General features: G+C 63.0%; 4 protein-coding genes and 1 pseudogene. 3 read left to right on the top strand and 2 right to left on the bottom strand.

Going from position 1 to position 20,498, the window contains the following annotated elements; all coding sequences use genetic code 11:
• Positions 1-34: 34 nt before the first annotated feature.
• The gene (locus BTN82_RS00115; protein WP_075117163.1) at positions 35-1,384 is read right to left on the bottom strand and encodes a TolC family outer membrane protein; all 1,350 of its coding nucleotides are present in this window, start codon (positions 1,382-1,384) and stop codon (positions 35-37) included.
• A gap of 359 nt (positions 1,385-1,743) precedes the next feature.
• Here BTN82_RS00115 and BTN82_RS31740 point away from each other — a divergent pair.
• The 3 genes and pseudogenes from BTN82_RS31740 to BTN82_RS00105 all read left to right on the top strand — a co-directional run.
• Positions 1,744-3,741: pseudogene (locus BTN82_RS31740) on the top strand (retention module-containing protein); the annotation flags it as partial.
• 15 nt (positions 3,742-3,756) lie between these two features.
• Complete coding sequence (locus BTN82_RS00110) at positions 3,757-17,988, top strand: immunoglobulin-like domain-containing protein (RefSeq protein ID WP_410002776.1); 14,232 nt, start codon at positions 3,757-3,759, stop codon at positions 17,986-17,988.
• A 147-nt stretch (positions 17,989-18,135) separates the two neighbouring features.
• Positions 18,136-18,474 (top strand): tryptophan synthase subunit beta, encoded by a 339-nt coding sequence (locus BTN82_RS00105; protein ID WP_075117161.1) that lies wholly within the window; start codon positions 18,136-18,138, stop codon positions 18,472-18,474.
• A gap of 65 nt (positions 18,475-18,539) precedes the next feature.
• Here BTN82_RS00105 and lapD read toward each other — a convergent pair whose 3' ends face one another.
• Positions 18,540-20,486 (bottom strand): cyclic di-GMP receptor LapD, encoded by a 1,947-nt coding sequence (lapD, locus tag BTN82_RS00100; RefSeq protein WP_075117160.1) that lies wholly within the window; start codon positions 20,484-20,486, stop codon positions 18,540-18,542.
• Positions 20,487-20,498: the final 12 nt, after the last annotated feature.

Below are 20,498 nucleotides of genomic sequence, written 5' to 3'. Positions count from 1 at the left end.
GGCACTCTTTAACTGTCAATTGGATGAAATGTACTCAATTCATCCCAGGCAGTTGGACCTTGGGCTTCACGTCGTTCTGCACGACGGAAGCCATGGGTGCGACCACTCCCTGGCTCTTGAGCAACTCGCCCATGGTCGCCTTGATTCGATACTGAGTAAATAACTGAATGTTCTTGATTTCGGCCAAGCGGCGCGAAGCGGTGAACAGTTCATTCTCGCTATCGAGCAAGTCGAGCAAGGTACGCTCGCCCAGACTGAATTGCTTCTGGTACGCCTCGCGGACGCTGGCGCTGCGATCGACATATTGCTGGGCGATCGGTACCTGGGCATTCGCGTTGTTCAAGGCGTTCCATGCCAAGCCTAGCTCTTCATTCAAAACACGCAGGGCATTGTTGCGAATATCCAGGGCCTGGGTGGACTGGTAGGCCTTGGACTCCAGGTCGGCCTTGTTGCTGCCGCCGGCGAACAGGTTGAAGCGCATGCGCAGCATGGCCTGCCATTCGTTGTTGTGGCCGTCGAGCCCGTCCAGGTTGTTGTCGGCGGTACGCCCAAGCTCGGCATCGAAGCGTGGGTAGAAGGTCGATTTGGCGGCCTCGTACTGTTTCTCGGCGGCGACGATGTCGGATTCGGCCGAACGCAGGATCGGGCTGTTTTCCAGCATCTGGCGCTGGGCCTCGTCGAGGGTGGCCGGCAGCAGGGCCATGAAGCCCGCCGGACGCTCCAGCTGGTCCGGCATTTGGCCGACCGCGCTGAGGTAGTTGGTCTGGGCATCGGCCAGGTTGGTCTGCTCGGTGATCAGGTTGTTGCGGGCCTGGGCCATGCGCGCGTCGGCCTGGTCGAGGTCGGCACGGCTGCCGACGCCACGCTGGGTACGCAGCTGGATCTGGTCGAAAATGCGCTCGTGATTGCGCATGTTGTCTTCGGCCAGGCGCACGAACTCGCGGCGGGTCAGTACGTCCAGGTACACCTGGGCTACAGTCAGCGCGGTGCGCTCGGAAGTCCCGAGCAACGAATAGGCCCGGGAGTTGACGGTGGCTTGTTGACGCCCCACTTCGCTGGAGGTGGCAAAACCGTCAAAAACCATTTGTTGGAGACGTAAACTTGACTCGCTACGGTTCAGCGTTTCCCAGTGGTTGCTCGAGCCGGCACGGGTGGTCGGGCTGTCGGTGCCCTCGCGACCGTAGCCACCGAGCAAATCGACCCGCGGCAAATAGCCGCCCTTGGCCGCTTTGAGTTGGTAATCGGCCGACAGACGGCTGTTCACGCCAGCCTGGATTTCCGGATGCACATCCAGGGCTTTCTGCATGGCTTCAGGCAAGGTTTGCGCGTGGACAAAACTGCTGGCGAGGACGAACGGTAAGGCTTTGAACAACTGCGGACGCATAGGAGGGGTTTCCCAGGACTTCTTGTCCCAAATCACAGCAATACAAGGTGCTGCATCGGATGATGGCAACCGGAATGACCGTATATCGGAAAGTTCAAAATAAGAACTGGGTCACACACTTTTAGACAGGTCACCGCATAAATATCAATGTGACATTACCTTGACGATTGTTTAGGATGGCACACAGAAGGTCAATAGTTTGGCATATACTTAATCGCAAAAAAATATAGCCAATTTATTGACGAATACTCGCGTCAAAAGCACGTGTTTCTACACTCTGAATAACGTCCAGACTGCATTGGCTATCGCCCGTCAGGAACATGGAAGTTTACTGAACGGTACCCCCCGGAGAATCCTCAATGAGCAGTGTTGTTGCTACCGTCAAAAGCATTGTCGGCCAAGTTTTCGTCGTGTCCCCAGAGGGGGTCCGCCGCGTACTCGTTGAGGGGGACCGCCTGTATGTAGGCGATCAGGTCGACACTGGCCTGGCGGGTGCCGTGAGCCTGGAACTGGCTGACGGCCGGACCCTGGACCTGGGCCGCGAAACGCAGTGGAGCGGTACTGCTCCGGATTCCAGCATCGATACCGCTGCTGCCGCGCAAGCCGCGCCGTCGGTGGCCGAGCTGCAGCAGGCGATCGTCGCCGGCGCGGACCCGACCACCGACCTGGAAGCCACCGCGGCCGGCCCGACCGCCGCGGGTACCGGCGCGGCGGGCGGCGGCCACAGCTTCGTGATGCTCGATGCCACGGCGGGCCGGGTCGATCCGACTATCGGCTTCCCGACCGCGGGCATTGGCGCGACAGCCACGGCAGCGCAGGACACCACCGGCGCGCTGACCAACAACAACGACAGCACCACCCAGGTCCTGCGCGGCTCGACCCTGACCCTGGGCGCGACGCCGACCATCACCGAAGCCGGCGGCGTGCTGGTGTACACCGCCACGCTGACCCAGGCACCACTGACCGACCTGACCATCACCCTGTCCAACGGTTCGGTGATCGTGATCCCGGCCGGGCAAACGACCGGCAGCGTCAACGTCCCGCTGGCCCCGAACGACACCGTCTATAACGACCCGAGCCAGATCACCGTGAGCGTTACCGGCACCACGGGCGGCAGCGGCCTGGTGGTGACCGTCGACCCGACGCCTGCCGTAACCCAGGTCACGGACACCGTGGACACCACCACCGTGACCCTGACCGCGGGCTCCAGCGTGACCGAAGGTGGCCAGATCACCTACACCGCGACCCTGACCAACCCGGCCCAGACTCCGGTGACCGTGACCTTGTCCAACGGTTCGACCATCACCATCGAAGCCGGCAAGACCACCGGTACCGTGGTGGTCGATACTCCGCCGAACGATGTCTACAACAACGGCAGCACCGTCAGCACCACCATTACCGGCGCTACCGGCGGCAACTTCGAGAACCTGGTGCCGAACACCACGCCGGCCGTCACCACCATTACCGACTCGGTGGACACCACCGGCCTGACGTTGACCGCCACCGGCACCGTCGTCGAAGGCGGCCAGATCACCTACACCGCGACCCTGACCAACCCGGCCCAGACCCCGGTCACCGTGACCCTGTCCAACGGTTCGACCATCCTCATCGACGCCGGCAAGACCACCGGTACCGTAGTGGTCGACACTCCGGCCAACGATGTCTACAACAACGGCAGCACTGTCAGCACCACGATTACCAGCACCACCGGCGGCAACTTCGAGAACCTGGTGCCAAGCACCACGCCTGCGCAGACCGTCATTACCGACTCGCCGGACGCCACCGGCCTGACGCTGACCGCCACCGGCACCGTCGTCGAAGGCGGCCAGATCACTTACACCGCGACCCTGACCAACCCGGCCCAGACCCCGGTCACCGTGACCCTGTCCAACGGTTCGACCATCCTCATCGACGCCGGCAAGACTACCGGTACCGTGGTGGTCGACACCCCGGCCAACGATGTCTACAACAACGGCAGCACCGTCAGCACCACGATTACCGGGGCGACTGGCGGCAACTTCGAGAGCCTGGTGCCGAGCACCACGCCAGCCGTCACCACCGTGACCGACTCGGTGGACAACACCGGCCTGAGCCTGACCGCCACCGGCACCGTCGTCGAGGGTGGCCAGATCACCTACACCGCGACCCTGACCAATCCGGCCCAGACCCCGGTCACCGTGACCCTGTCCAACGGCTCGACCATCGTCATCGACGCTGGCAAGACCACTGGCACCGTGGTGGTCGACACCCCGGCCAACGACGTCTACAACAATGGCAGCACCGTCAGCACCAGCATTACCGGCGCCACTGGCGGCAACTTCGAGCAGCTGACACCGGACACCACGCCCGCACAGACCGTCATCACCGACTCGGTGGATGACACCGGCCTGAGCCTGTCGGCCAGCGGTTCGGTCGCCGAAGGCGGTTCGATCGTCTACACCGCGACCCTGACCAACGCTGCCGGCACGCCGGTGACCGTGACCTTGAGCAACGGCGCGGTGATCACCATCGCCGCGGGCGCGACCACCGGTTCGGTGAGCGTTGCCGCGCCTGCCGATGACGTCTACAAGGACGCCGGCAAGGTCGAGGCGACCATCAAGGACGCGACCGGCGGCAACTTCGAGAACCTGGTGCCGAGCACCACGCCGGCCGTGACGGACATTACCGACACCATCGACACCAGCACCGTGTCGCTGACCGCCACGCCGTCCGTGGCCGAGGGCGGCACCGTGGTGTACACCGCCTCCGTGACCTCGCCCGTGACTGGCTCCCCTGTTGTCGTCACGCTGTCCAACGGTCAAACCATCACCATTCCGGTGGGCGAATCCTCGGGCACCGTCAATATTACGGCGCCCAACGATGCCCTGGCGGGCGGCAGCTCCCTGAGCGCGACCATCACCGGCGCGACTGGCGGCAATTACGAGAAGCTGGACGTTGATAGCAAACCAGCTGATACCTCGGTTACCGATACTCCGGACACCACGAATCTCAGCCTGACAGCGACCGACACTGTGGCCGAAGGTGGCTCGATCGTTTACACCGCGACCTTGACCAATGCGGCTGGCACGCCGGTGACCGTGACCTTGAGCAACGGTGCAGTGATCACCATCGCCGCGGGTGCTACTACTGGCTCCGTGACCGTCGCAGCCCCGGCTGACGATGTGTACAAGGACGCCGGCAAAGTTGAAGTCACCATCAAAGACGCCGCTGGCGGCAACTTTGAAAACCTGGTGCCGAGCACCACTCCGGCTGTCACCGATGTCACTGATACCATCGACACCAGCACTGTTTCGTTGACCGCCACTCCGTCTGTTGCCGAAGGCGGCACTGTTGTTTACACCGCTTCCGTCACCGCTCCAGTTACTGGCTCGCCTGTTGTCGTGACTCTGTCCAACGGCCAGACCATTACTATTCCGGTCGGTGAGTCCTCCGGCACCGTGAACTTCACCGCGCCAAACGACGCCCTGGCGGGCGGTAGCTCCTTGAGCACCACCATTACCGGCGCGACTGGCGGCAATTACGAAAAACTGGACGTTGATAGCAAACCAGCTGATACCTCGGTTACCGATACTCCGGACACCACGAACCTGACCCTTAGCGCGACCGATACCGTCGCTGAGGGCGGCTCGATCGTTTACACCGCTACCTTGACCAATGCTGCCGGCACTCCGGTGACTGTGACCTTGAGCAATGGCGCAATCATCACCATCGCTGCCGGCGCGACCACTGGTTCGGTCACCGTTGCGGCCCCTGCCGATGATGTCTACAAAGACGCAGGCAAAGTTGAAGTCACCATCAAAGATGCCGCTGGCGGTAACTTCGAGAATCTGGTGCCGAGCACCACGCCGGCTGTCACCGACGTTACTGACACCATCGACACCAGCACCGTTTCGCTGACCGCCACTCCGTCTGTTGCCGAAGGCGGCACTGTTGTTTACACCGCTTCCGTGACCGCTCCAGTTACCGGTTCGCCAGTCGTCGTAACCCTGTCCAACGGTCAGACCATCACCATTCCGGTCGGCGAGTCCTCCGGCACCGTGAACTTCACCGCGCCAAACGACGCTCTGGCGGGCGGCAGCTCCTTGAGCACCACCATTACCGGCGCGACTGGTGGCAATTACGAAAAACTGGACGTTGATAGCAAGCAGGCTGATACCTCGGTTACCGATACCCCGGACACCACCACTCTTAGCCTGACGGCAACCGATACTGTCGCTGAAGGCGGTTCGATCGTTTACACCGCGACTTTGACCAATGCTGCCGGCACTCCGGTGACCGTGACCTTGAGCAATGGCGCAATCATCACCATCGCTGCCGGCGCGACCACTGGTTCGGTCACCGTTGCGGCCCCTGCCGATGATGTCTACAAAGACGCCGGCAAGGTTGAAGTCACCATCAAAGATACCGCTGGCGGTAACTTCGAAAACCTGGTGCCAAGCACCACGCCGGCCGTTACTGATGTCACCGATACCATCGATACATCAACCGTCAGCCTGACTGCTACCCCATCCGTGGCAGAAGGCGGCGTAGTGGTTTACACCGCTTCCGTCACCGCTCCAGTTACCGGCTCGCCGGTTGTCGTGACTCTGTCCAACGGCCAGACCATTACTATTCCGGTCGGTGAGTCCTCCGGCACCGTGAACTTCACAGCACCAAACGACGCCCTGGCTGGCGGCAGTTCCCTGAGCACCACCATTACCGGCGCGACTGGTGGCAATTACGAGAAGCTGGACGTTGATAGCAAGCCTGCCGACACCACCGTCACCGATACTCCAGACACCACGAATCTGAGCCTTAGCGCGACCGATACCGTCGCTGAGGGCGGTTCGATCGTTTACACCGCAACCCTGACTAACACTGCCGGCACGCCGGTCACCGTGACGCTGTCGAACGGTGCGGTGATTACTATTGCCGCCGGCGCGACCACTGGTTCGGTCACCGTTGCCGCGCCTGCCGATGACGTCTACAAAGACGCCGGCAAGGTTGAAGTCACCATCAAAGATACCGCTGGCGGTAACTTCGAAAACCTGGTGCCAAGCACTACTCCGGCTGTCACCGATGTCACTGACACTATCGACACCAGCACCGTGTCGCTGACCGCGACTCCGTCTGTTGCCGAAGGCGGCGTAGTGGTTTACACCGCGTCCGTCACTGCGCCGGTGACTGGCTCGCCAGTCGTCGTGACCCTCTCGAACGGTCAGACCATTACCATCCCGGTCGGCGAGTCGTCTGGCACCGTGAACTTCACCGCGCCAAACGACGCTCTGGCGGGCGGTAGCTCCCTGAGCACGACCATCACTGGCGCGACTGGCGGCAACTACGAAAAACTGGACGTTGATAGCAAGCCGGCTGACACCACCGTCACCGATACTCCAGACACCACGAATCTGAGCCTTAGCGCGACCGATACCGTCGCTGAGGGCGGCTCGATCGTTTACACCGCGACCTTGACCAACGCCGCCGGCACGCCAGTCACCGTGACCTTGAGCAACGGTGCAATCATCACTATTGCTGCCGGCGCGACTACTGGCTCCGTGACCGTCGCCGCTCCGGCTGACGATGTGTACAAGGACGCCGGTAAAGTCGAAGTCACCATCAAAGATACCGCTGGCGGTAACTTCGAGAACCTGGTGCCGAGCACTACTCCAGCGGTGACTGACGTTACCGACACCATCGACACCAGCACTGTTTCGCTGACCGCGACTCCGTCTGTTGCCGAAGGTGGCGTGGTTGTTTACACCGCGTCCGTAACCGCTCCAGTCACCGGCTCGCCGGTCGTCGTGACCCTTTCCAACGGCCAGACCATCACCATCCCGGTCGGCGAGTCGTCCGGCACCGTGAACTTCACTGCTCCAAACGACGCCCTGGCTGGCGGTAGCTCCCTGAGCACCACCATCACCGGCGCGACTGGCGGCAACTACGAGAAGCTCGATGTCGACAGCAAGCCGGCCGATACCTCGGTCACCGATACTCCGGACACCACAACACTCAGCCTGACGGCCACTGATACTGTCGCCGAGGGCGGTTCGATCGTTTACACCGCGACCCTGACTAACGCTGCCGGCACGCCAGTCACCGTGACGCTGTCGAACGGTGCGGTGATTACTATTGCCGCCGGCGCGACCACTGGTTCGGTCACCGTTGCCGCGCCTGCCGATGACGTCTACAAAGACGCCGGCAAGGTTGAAGTCACCATCAAAGATACCGCTGGCGGTAACTTCGAAAACCTGGTGCCAAGCACCACGCCTGCTGTCACCGACGTTACTGACACTATCGATACGTCGACCGTCAGCCTGACTGCAACCGCAACCGTCGCCGAAGGCGAGACCGTGGTCTACACCGCCTCGGTGACCGCGCCAGTCACCGGCTCGCCAGTTGTCGTGACCCTGTCGAACGGTCAGACCATCACCATCCCTGTGGGCGAAAGCAGCGCATCGGTGAATTTCGTTGCCCCTAACAGCCCATTGGCTGGTGGCAGTTCGCTGAGCACCACCATCAAGGACGCTACCGGTGGCAACTACGAGAAGCTGGATGTTGATAGCAAGCCTGCCGACACCACTGTCACAGATACTCCAGACACCACCACTCTTAGCCTGACGGCAACCGATACCGTGGCCGAGGGTGGCTCGATCGTTTACACCGCCACCCTGACCAACGCTGCAGGCACGCCGGTCACCGTGACGCTGAGCAATGGCGCAGTCATCACCATTGCTGCTGGCGCAACCACCGGTTCGGTCACCGTTGCGGCACCCGCCGATGACGTCTACAAGGACGCCGGCAAAGTCGAAGCGACCATCAAGGATGCTACCGGTGGCAACTTCGAGAACCTGGTGCCGAGCACCACTCCAGCTGTCACCGACGTTACCGATACCATCGATACCAGCACTGTTTCGCTGACCGCGACTCCGTCTGTTGCCGAAGGCGGCACTGTTGTTTACACAGCTTCCGTGACCGCTCCAGTTACCGGCTCGCCGGTTGTGGTCACTCTCTCGAATGGTCAGACCATTACCATTCCAGTGGGCGAGTCGTCCGGCACCGTGAACTTCACCGCGCCTAACGATGCCCTGGCTGGCGGTAGCTCCCTGAGCACCACCATTACCGGTGCTACTGGCGGTAATTACGAGAAGCTCGATGTCGACAGCAAGCCTGCCGACACCACTGTCACCGATACTCCAGACACCACCACCCTCAGCCTGACGGCAACCGATACCGTGGCCGAGGGTGGCTCGATCGTTTACACCGCGACCTTGACCAACGCTGCCGGCACCCCGGTGACTGTGACCTTGAGCAACGGTGCAGTGATCACCATCGCCGCGGGCACTACTACTGGCTCCGTCACCGTCGCAGCCCCGGCTGACGACGTGTACAAAGATGCCGGCAAAGTCGAAGCGACTATCAAGGACGCCACCGGTGGCAACTTCGAGAACCTGGTGCCGAGCACCACGCCTGCTGTCACCGACGTTACTGACACTATCGATACGTCGACCGTCAGCCTGACCGCGACCCCATCCGTAGCAGAAGGCGGTACTGTTGTTTACACCGCTTCCGTCACTGCGCCGGTTACCGGTTCTCCGGTTGTTGTCACGCTGTCCAACGGCCAGACCATCACCATCCCGGTCGGTGAGTCGTCCGGCACTGTAAACTTCACTGCGCCAAACGATGCACTGGCTGGCGGTAGCTCCCTGAGCACCACCATTACCGGCGCTACCGGTGGCAACTACGAAAAACTGGACGTCGACAGCAAACCTGCCGACACCACCGTCACCGATACCCCGGACACCACCACCCTCAGCCTGACGGCCACCGATACCGTGGCCGAGGGTGGCTCGATCGTTTACACCGCAACCTTGACCAACGCCGCCGGTACTCCGGTGACTGTGACCTTGAGCAACGGCGCGGTGATTACCATCGCCGCCGGTGCAACCACTGGTTCCGTCACCGTTGCCGCGCCTGCCGATGACGTCTACAAAGATGCCGGCAAAGTCGAAGCAACCATCAAGGATGCTACCGGTGGCAACTTCGAGAACCTGGTGCCGAGCACTACTCCAGCGGTGACTGACGTCACTGACACCATCGACACCAGCACTGTTTCGCTGACTGCCACGCCATCCGTAGCCGAAGGCGGCACCGTGGTGTACACCGCCTCGGTCACCGCCCCCGTAACCGGCTCGCCGGTTGTGGTCACGCTCTCGAATGGCCAGACCATCACCATTCCGGTGGGTGAGTCCTCCGGCACCGTGAACTTCATCGCGCCGAACGATGCCCTGGCCGGTGGCAGCTCGCTGAGCACTACCATCACCGGCGCGACTGGCGGCAACTACGAGAAGCTCGATGTCGATAGCAAACCGGCTGATACCTCGGTTACCGACACCCCGGACACCACGAATCTGACCCTTAGCGCCACCGATACCGTGGCCGAAGGTGGTTCGATCGTTTACACCGCGACTTTGACTAACGCCGCCGGCACGCCGGTCACCGTGACGCTGTCGAACGGTGCGGTAATCACCATTGCTGCTGGCGCAACCACTGGCTCCGTCACCGTCGCAGCCCCGGCTGACGATGTGTACAAAGATGCTGGCAAAGTCGAAGCGACTATCAAGGACGCTACCGGCGGTAACTTTGAAAATCTGGTGCCAAGTACGACGCCTGCCATCACCGACGTTACCGATACCATCGATACCAGCACTGTTTCGCTGACCGCGACTCCGTCTGTGGCCGAAGGCGGCACTGTGGTGTACACCGCTTCCGTGACCGCTCCGGTGACCGGCTCTCCGGTTGTCGTAACCCTGTCCAACGGCCAGACCATCACCATCCCGGTTGGTGCCAGCAGCGGTACCGTGAACTTCGTGGCACCGAACGATGCTCTGGCCGGTGGTAGTTCGCTGAGCGTCACCATCAAAGACGCCACCGGCGGTAACTACGAAAAACTGGCCGTCGACAGCAAACCTGCCGACACCTCGGTCACCGATACCCCGGACACCACAACACTCAGCCTGACGGCGACCGATACCGTGGCCGAGGGTGGCTCGATCGTTTACACCGCGACCTTGACCAACGCTGCCGGCACCCCGGTGACTGTGACCTTGAGCAATGGCGCGGTCATCACCATCGCTGCCGGCGCAACCGCTGGCTCGGTCACCGTTGCAGCACCCGCCGATGACGTCTACAAGGACGCCGGTAAGGTCGAAGCGACCATCAAGGACGCTACCGGCGGTAATTTCGAGAATCTTGTTCCGAGCACCACGCCTGCCGTTACCGATGTCACTGACACTATCGATACGTCGACCGTCAGCCTGACTGCTACCCCTAGCGTCGCCGAGGGTGGCATGGTCGTTTACACCGCGTCCGTCACTGCCCCGGTGACCGGTTCGCCGGTTGTTGTCACGCTCTCGAATGGTCAAACCATCACCATTCCAGTCGGTGAATCCTCCGGCACCGTGAACTTCACCGCGCCTAACGATGCCCTGGCTGGCGGTAGCTCCCTGAGCACGACCATCACCGGCGCCACTGGTGGCAATTACGAGAAGCTGGACGTTGATAGCAAGCCGGCTGACACCACCGTCACCGATACTCCAGACACCACGAATCTGAGCCTTAGCGCGACCGATACCGTCGCTGAGGGCGGCTCGATCGTTTACACCGCGACCTTGACCAACGCCGCCGGCACGCCAGTCACCGTGACCTTGAGCAACGGTGCAATCATCACTATTGCTGCCGGCGCGACTACTGGCTCCGTGACCGTCGCCGCTCCGGCTGACGATGTGTACAAGGACGCCGGCAAGGTCGAAGCAACCATCAAGGACGCCACCGGTGGCAACTTCGAGAACCTGGTGCCGAGCACCACGCCTGCTGTCACCGACGTTACTGACACTATCGATACGTCGACTGTCAGCCTGACTGCGACCCCATCCGTGGCAGAAGGCGGCACTGTTGTTTACACCGCATCCGTCACAGCACCAGTCACCGGCTCGCCCGTTGTGGTCACTCTGTCCAACGGCCAAACCATCACCATCCCGGTTGGCGCCAGCAGCGGTACCGTGAACTTCATCGCGCCGAACGATGCTCTGGCCGGCGGCAGTTCCCTGAGCACCACCATCAAGGACGCCACTGGCGGTAACTACGAAAAACTGGCCGTCGACAGTAAGCCGGCTGATACCTCGGTTACTGATACCCCAGACACCACAACGCTTAGCCTGACGGCCACCGACACCGTGGCTGAAGGTGGTTCGATCGTTTACACCGCGACCCTGACCAACGCTGCTGGCACCCCGGTGACCGTGACCTTGAGCAACGGTGCAGTGATCACCATCGCCGCGGGCGCTACTACTGGCTCCGTGACCGTCGCTGCCCCGGCTGACGATGTGTACAAGGACGCCGGCAAAGTCGAAGCGACCATCAAGCACGCCACCGGCGGTAATTTCGAGAACCTCGTTCCTAGCACCACGCCTGCCGTCACCGATGTCACTGACACTATCGATACGTCGACTGTCAGCCTGACTGCGACCCCATCCGTGGCAGAAGGCGGCACTGTTGTTTACACCGCATCCGTCACAGCACCAGTCACCGGCTCGCCTGTTGTGGTCACTCTGTCCAACGGCCAGACCATCACCATCCCGGTCGGCGCCAGCAGCGGTACCGTGAACTTCGTGGCTCCAAACGACGCCCTGGCTGGCGGTAGCTCGCTGAGCACCACCATCAAGGACGCCACCGGCGGTAACTACGAGAAACTGGCCGTCGACAGCAAGCCTGCCGACACCACCGTGACCGATACTCCGGACACCACCAACCTGTCGCTCACCGCGACCAACACCGTGGCCGAAGGCGGTTCGATCGTTTACACCGCAACTTTGACCAACGCCGCCGGCACCCCGGTCACCGTGACCCTGAGCAACGGTGCGGTAATCAATATCGCTGCGGGCGCGACCACTGGCTCCGTGACCGTCGCGGCTCCAGCCGACGACGTCTACAAAGACGCCGGCACCGTTGAGGCGACCATCAAGACCGCCACTGGCGGCAACTTCGAGAACCTGGTCACCAGCACCACCCCGGCCGTGACCAACGTCACCGATACCATCGACACTTCGACTGTCAGCCTGACCGCGACCTCGAACGTGGCCGAAGGCGGCACCGTTGTTTACACCGCGTCCGTCACGGCACCAGTCACCGGCTCGCCTGTTGTGGTCACTCTGTCCAACGGCCAAACCATCACCATCCCGGTCGGCGCCAGCAGCGGTACCGTGAACTTCACCGCACCAAACGACGCCCTGGCCGGCGGCAGCTCGCTGAGCACCACCATCAAAGACGCCACTGGCGGTAACTACGAGAAACTGGCCGTCGACAGCAAGCCTGCCGACACCACCGTGACCGACACCCCGGACACCACCAACCTGTCGCTCACCGCGACCAGCACCGTGGCCGAAGGCGGTTCGATCGTTTACACCGCCACCCTGACTAACGCTGCGGGCACGCCGGTGACCGTGACGCTGAGCAATGGCGCCGTCATCACTATCGACGCTGGCAAAACCACCGGCACCGTGACCGTGCCGGCGCCAAGCGACGACGTCTATAAAGACGCCGGTACTGTCGAGGCAACCATCAAGACCGCCACCGGCGGCAACTTCGAGAACCTTGTTCCGAGCACCACGCCAGCGGTGACCAATGTCACCGACACCATCGACACCTCGACCGTCAGCCTCAAGGCCACCGCGTCGGCGGCCGAAGGCGGGACCATCACCTATACCGCAACCGTGACCTCTCCGGTCACCGGCAGCCCGGTCATCGTGACCCTGGCCAATGGCGAGAAAATCACCATCGCCGTCGGCCAAACCACCGGTACGGTCAACGTCACCGCGCCTAACGATGCACTGGTCGGCCACACTCCGCTGACCAACTCGATCAGCACGGTCAGCGGCGGTAACTTCGAGAACCTGGTAGGCGACAAGACCCCGGTCAGCACCACCGTGACCGACACCACCGACACCACCAACCTGTCCCTGAGCGCTACCGCTACCGTGGCCGAGGGTGGCTCGATCGTCTACACCGCCACCTTGACCAACGCTGCCGGCACGGCGATGACCGTGACCCTGAGCAACGGCGCGGTGATCAATATCGCCGCCGGGGCAACGACCGGCACCGTGACCGTGGCCGCGCCGAGCGACGATGTGTACATCGACGCCGGCAGCGTCAACGCCAAGATTACCGCCACCACTGGCGGCAACTTCGAGAACCTGGTCACCAGCACGACTCCGGCTGTCACCAGCGTCACCGACACCATCGACACCTCGACCGTCAGCCTCAAGGCCACTGCCTCGGCGGCCGAAGGTGGAACCATCACCTACACCGCTACCGTGACCTCCCCGGTCACCGGCAGCCCGGTCATCGTGACCCTGGCCAATGGCGAGAAAATCACCATCGCCGTCGGCCAGACCACCGGTACAGTCAACGTCACCGCGCCTAACGATGTACTGGTCGGCCACACTCCGCTGACCAACTCGATCAGCACGGTCAGCGGCGGCAACTTCGAGAACCTGGTGGGCGACAAGACCCCGGTCAGCACCACCGTGACCGACACCACCGACACCACCAACCTGTCCCTGAGCGCCACCACTACCGTGGCCGAGGGTGGCTCGATCGTCTACACCGCCACCTTGACCAACGCCGCCGGCACGGCGATGACCGTGACCCTGAGCAACGGCGCGGTGATCAATATCGCCGCCGGCGCAACGACCGGCACCGTGACCGTGGCCGCGCCGAGCGACGATGTGTACATCGACGCCGGCAACGTCAGCGCCAAGATTACCGCCACCACCGGCGGCAACTTCGAGAACCTGGTGCCGAGCACCGTGCCGGCCGTGACCAGCGTTACCGACACCATCAACACCACCACTGTGAGCATCAACGGCAGCACCTCGGTCACCGAAGGCCAGGCCGCGACCTACACCGTCAGCCTGACCAACCCGGCGCAGACCGAAGTCACCCTGAAGATCAGCTACAGCGGCACCGCCGCCGACGGTTCGGACTTCACCGGCGTGTACACCGTGAAGATCCCGGCCGGCGCCAGCAGCGCCAGCTTCAACGTCGCCACCATCGACGACAAGATCACCGAGAGCACGGAAAACTTCGTGGTCAAGATCGACTCGGCGACTGGCGGCAACTTCGAGAGCCTGGTGGTCAGCGGCACCAACGGCAGCGTCACCACCTCGATCATCGACAACGACGCGCCACCGGTGATCGACCTGGACGCCAACAACTCCAGCGGCGCCACCGGGGCCGACTACAAGGTGACCTTCACCGAAAATACCCCGGGCGCTGGCGTATCGATCGCCGATACCGACCTGAGCATCACCGACCCGGACAGCACCATGCTGACCGGCGCCACCATCGTGCTGACCAACCGTCAGCCGGGCGACTCGCTGAACCTGGGCAACAGCGTCAACGGCATCACCATCAATGCCAACAGCCAGACCGGCACCATCACCCTGACCCTGTCGGGCAATGCGACGCTGGCCGACTACATGCAGCAGATCAAGAACATCACCTTCACCAACAACAGTGAGGACCCGAGCACCACGCCGCGGACCATCACCGTGACGGTGACCGATGGCAGCAACTACTCCAACGTCGCCACCACCACGGTCAACGTGGTCGCGGTGAACGACGCGCCAGTGGCCACCGGCGGCGCCGTGACCGGCACCGAGGACACCGCCCTGACCCTGAACTGGGCCACCTTCGGCGTCAGCGACGTCGACAGCCCCGCGGCCAGCCTGGGCGTGAAAATCACCCAGCTGCCGGGCGACGGCAAGTTGCAGTACCTGGACGGTTCGACCTGGAAGGACGTGACCCTCAACCAGACTCTGACCAAGGCCGATATCGACGCCGGCAAGCTGCGCTTCACGCCGGATGCCAACGAGTCGGGCGTCGACGGTTATAACGGCAGCGGCGTGGGCAACCAACAGGCCGACTACGCACAGATCAAGTTCCAGCCAACCGACGGCCAGGCCCTGGGCAATACCGGCACCGTGAAGATCGACATCACCCCGGTGGCCGACGCGCCGACCCTGAACGTGGCGAACAACAGCGTGAACTCCATCGGCCTGCTCAAGGAGTCCTGGACCAGCCTCAGCGGCCTGGGCACCAACGGCAACGGCATCACCGGCGATGCGCTGAAAGCGGTCTTCGACAAGTCCGGCAACCCGACCAGCACCACCACGGTGACCAATGCCCAGTCCGACAGCAGCGTGGCTGGCGGCAGCGGCTCGAAAACCTCCGGGCTGATCTACCTCGAGGCCGGCAAGACCTACAGCTTCAGCGGTACCGGCGACGACAGCCTGCTGATCACCATCGGCGGCAAGAACGTGGCCACCGCGCTCTGGGGTTCGGGCGGCGGTATCAGCGGGTCGTTCACCCCGACCACCAGCGGCTACTACACCCTGGACATCTACCACGCCAACCAGAGCGGCCCGGGCAGCTATGACGTCAACCTGTCGGTCAACGGCGGCACGGCGGTCGACCTGAGCAGCGCCAACATCCCGATGTACCCGAACGAAGCCGCGCTGAACAATGCCGGCGTGACCCTCTCCGAGCTGCATGGCAGTAACGGCGAAGGCTACTACGACGGTTACAAGTACAACGAAGGGGCCGAAGGCGGCAGCGTCAAGCTGGCGAAGATCACCACCGCCCTGACCGACACCGACGGCTCGGAAAGCCTGAGCGTGAAGATCGGCGGCATTCCGGCGGGCTCGGTGCTCAGCGATGGCGCAGGCCATACCTTCACCGCCAGCGCCAGCGTCGGCGAAGTGAACGTCACCGGCTGGAACCTGGGCTCACTGACCATCACGCCGCCGCCGTACTACAACGGCTCGTTCAACCTGAACGTGACCTCGACCTCCACCGAATCCCTGGGCGGCTCGGCCAGCAGCACGGCGCAGATCCCGGTCACCGTGTACCCGGCGACCTACAGCGCCAGCCTGGGCACCGCGGCCGACGACACCAACTTCGTCGGCACCGAGGGCAACGACATCATGGTCGCCGACGTGGCCGGCCTGAACGTGGTGCAAGGCAAGAACTACAACATCGCGTTCATGGTCGACAGCTCCGGTAGCATGAGCACCGCCTCGCTCACCGCGGCCAAGGACTCGCTGACCACGGTGTTCAACTCGCTGAAGAACAGCCTCGGCGCCAGCACCTCGGGCACCGTGAACATCTTCCTGGCGGACTTCGATACCCAGGTCAACAAACAGATCTCGGTGAACCTGAACGATCCGAACGCCCTGACCCAGCTCAAGTCGGTCCTGGACTCCATGGCGTCCGGCGGCGGCACCAACTACGAAGACGTGTTCAAGACCACGGCGAACTTCTTCCAGAGCGCCCAGGCCACCGGCAATACCAACGCCACCAACCTCACGTACTTCATCACCGACGGCCAGCCGACGTACTACCAGGCCGGCGAGCAGACCAACCCGACGCTGTACGGCAACGTCAAGTTCGACAGCGTGGTGACGACCAGCAACTACACGCTGGGCAACAGCTTCGCCACTTACATCGACAGCACGCACTACCTGACGATCAGCACCGCCGGTGCCGTGGTCTTGCAGACTTACAGGAACGGCAGCTGGAACTGGAGCAACCTGGGCACCATCCATGCCCAGGGCGACGGCACCTACGAGCTGTCCAGCCTGGGCGGCACCGGCTATGGCGACTCATACAATGTGTCCACCAGCAACAACGCCAGCACCAGCAGCTTCACCCTGCTGAGCGGCCTGTCGCAGGTGGAAGCGATCGGCCTGAACAACGACGTCAGCCTCAACGACCTGAAGCCGTACGACAGCGATAAAACACCACAGACCAACATCGACCCGTCGAACTTGGCCAACGCCATCCTCGGCCATACCGAGGCGACATTACCGGGCTCCGATACGGCCAGCGGCGGCAACGGCAACGACATCCTGTTCGGCGACCTGGTGAGCTTCAACGGCATCGCCGGCGAGGGTTACCAGGCCATGCAGGCCTTCGTGGCCCAGCAGACCGGCGTGGACGCCAGCAAGGTCACCACCAGCAACGTGCACCAGTACATCACCGAGCACTACACCCAGTTCGATGTGTCCGGTGCCCATGACGGGGCCGACACGCTGCTGGGCGGCGCCGGCAACGACATCCTCTTCGGCCAGGGCGGCAACGACCTGCTCGACGGTGGCAAGGGTAACGACATCCTGTTGGGCGGTACCGGCAACGACACGCTGATTGGCGGTTCGGGCAACGACATCCTGATCGGCGGATCGGGCGCCGACACCTTCGTCTGGAAGGCCGGCGACACCGGCAACGATGTGATCAAGGACTTCAAGGCCAGCGAAGGCGACCGCATCGACCTGCGCGATCTGCTGCAGGGCGAGACCGGCAGCACCATCGACAACTTCCTGAAGATCACCACGGTGGACGGTACCTCGACCCTGCAAGTCAGCTCCGAAGGCAAGCTCAACGCGGCCGGCGGCATCGCCAACGCGGACGTGACGATCAAGCTGGAAGGCAACAACTGGTCCAATACCAACATCAGCTCGCTGATCGCCGGTAGCGACCCGACCATCAAGATCGACCACAACAACAACTGATCCGCGGTCGACCGGCCACCCGTCCTGGGTGGCCGGTTCTTCGCGCCGTGACGATTGCGCCGCCACGTCGCATACTCGCGACCAAAGCGCGCCGTTGGCCTATGCTGCTGACAGCATGATGCCGGACCATATCTAGAGGGATTCCCCATGTTCTACGTGCAACGCGATGCACAGGGCCAGCTGGTTCGCGTGGAGCCCGCAGCTTATGCCGAGGCCACGGAAACACTGCCGGCCGACCATCACGAGATCCAGGAGTGGTACGCCAACGAAGTGGTGGAAATCAGCCTCAAGCAACTCAAGCAGAGCGACCTGGAAATGATCCGGGTACTCGACGACCTGATTCAGGTGCTGACCAGCAAGGGCGTGATCCGTGTCACCGACCTGCCGCCGGCGGCCCAGGCCAAGCTGATGGACCGGACCCAGGCGCGCGAGGCGCTGGGCGGCTTGAGCCATTTGATCAACGACGACGAAACCGGCCTGATCTGATCCATCGCCGGCCATGGGCTCCCACGTTATAGCGCGGGAGCCGGTGGCCGGCGATGTTCAGCGCCTCAGCGCCAGGGCGCGGGCTCGCCGCACAGGCGGCCCTGCACGCCGTACAGGCCCATCTCGCGAATCACCTGCAACTCCCCTTCGGTTTCCACCCGCTCGGCAATCAGCGGCAGGTCGATGCTGTGGGCGGCGCGCTGGATCGCTTCGATAAACAGGCGCTTGTCGCTTTCCTGGTCGATGTCGCGGATGTAGCTGCCGTCGATCTTCAGGTAGGCCAGGCCCAGGCGCGCCAGGTTGCCGATCATGCTGAAGCGCCCGCCGAAGCGTTGCAGGCTCAGGGAGAAACCCAGTTCGCGCAGGCGCCGGGTCAGTTGTTCCAGCAACGCTTGCTCGGGCAGTTGCTCCTCGCCGATCTCCAGGGTCAGGCGCGGTCCCAGGTTGGGGTGCTGGCGCAGGATCTCGAACACCTTGTTCAAGGCCTGCGGGTCGGCCAGGGTCGCGGCCGACAGGTTCAACGCCAGCGAATCCTGATGCCCGGTCATCTGCTTGAGCACCAGTTCGAGCATCAGCAGGTCCAGGCGCGCGGTCCAGCCAAAGCGCTCCAGCCACGGCAGGAAGCGCCCCGCGGCGATGGTCTGGCCCTGCTCGTCGAGCAAGCGCGACAGCACCTTGTAATGCAGCACCAGCGCGGTGTCCCGAGTCGCCACCACCGGCTGGAAGTACAGCTCGAAGCGCTGCTGGCGCAGGGCTCCGTCCAGCAGGGTGTGCCAGGCATGATGATCGTCGCCGACACTGGCCGCGGCGCTATGGTCCAGGCAGGCCCAGCTGGCGTCGCCCTGCGCTTCGGCCTGGGCCAGGGCCTGGTCGGCCAGCCCCAGCACGGCTTGCGGCGAATCGCCATGGACGAAAGGCGCCAGGCCGATGGACGCCACCGACGCCACGTCGGTGGCCCCCGTGGCATGCAGGCTGGCCAACGCGCTTTCCAGGTTCTGCGCCAGCTGCAGGGCTTCTTCGCGCACCAGCCCCGGCGCCAGCACGGCAAATTCGCCGCCGCGGATCCGGGTCACCAGGTTGTGGGTTTCCGGGTAGCGCGCGCATTCGCGCTGCAATTGTTCGCCCACCGCCTGCAGCAGCTGGTCGGTGCGCTGCCCGCCCAGGCGCTGGTTGAGGCCGGCCAGGTCCTTGACCCGCAGCAACAGCAAATAACCCGAGCTGGCCTGCTCCGGGTTGCTCACCCGGGCGTTGAGCTGCATCTCGAAATAACGGCGGTTGGCCAGGCCGGTCAGGTTGTCCTGGTAGGACTCGACCCGCAGCTTCTCGCTGCGCTCGGCCTGCTCCTGGAACAATGCCTTGAGCTTCTCGACCATCTGGTTCATGGCCTGTACCACGCGGCGCAATTCCGGGGTGCGCGGCAGCTCGGGCAGGCTGAGGAACTCGCGGCGGGCAATGGCATGGGATTGCTGCACCATGTAGTCCAGCGGCTTGAGCTGGCGGCGCAGCAGCAAGGCCCCCAGCACCGCGCTCACGGCGCCGCACAGCAGCAGCCAGCTCAGACTGCCCAGGGCGCTTTGCCAGAGCTTGGCGACGGCGAACATCGGATGGCTGACCACCTCGACCCGGGCCGCCTGTTGCCAGCCGCGGCTGACCAGCGCGTCGCCGCCGGCCGGCTCCAGGCCGATCAGCTTGACGAACCAGTCCGGCACGTTGCTGACCTCGGGGGTGCCGCTGCGCTCGACCATGACTTCTTCAGTCACCTGGTTGACCACCCGGATGCTCGAGTAATAGCCGCTGTCGAAAATCGAACTGACCATCAGCTCGACCATCGCCGGGTCGTCGATATTCGGGGTCAGGGACAAGGCCAGCGCCGTGGCCGCGTCCTGGGCATGGGAACGCAGCTGGTTGACGTACTGGGTCCGCGAACTTTCCAGGCTGACCATGAAGCTGCCGCTGAAGGCGACCACCAGGAACAGACAGATTGCGATCAACAGTTGTTTGAACAAAGACATCTGAGCTCGTGC

It is taken from the genome of Pseudomonas chlororaphis (assembly GCF_001921865.1).
GTDB lineage: Bacteria > Pseudomonadota > Gammaproteobacteria > Pseudomonadales > Pseudomonadaceae > Aquipseudomonas > Aquipseudomonas chlororaphis_D.
The sequence above is the reverse complement of the archived record's forward strand: the minus strand, read 5'-3'. Positions and strand labels throughout refer to the sequence as shown.

Bases quoted from the DNA above. Each gene is read 5' to 3' on its own strand.
- BTN82_RS00105 (WP_075117161.1), top strand. From the start codon at position 18,136: ATGTTCTACGTGCAACGCGATGCACAGGGCCAGCTGGTTCGCGTGGAG.
- BTN82_RS00115 (WP_075117163.1), bottom strand. From the start codon at position 1,384: ATGCGTCCGCAGTTGTTCAAAGCCTTACCGTTCGTCCTCGCCAGCAGT.
- lapD (WP_075117160.1), bottom strand. From the start codon at position 20,486: ATGTCTTTGTTCAAACAACTGTTGATCGCAATCTGTCTGTTCCTGGTG.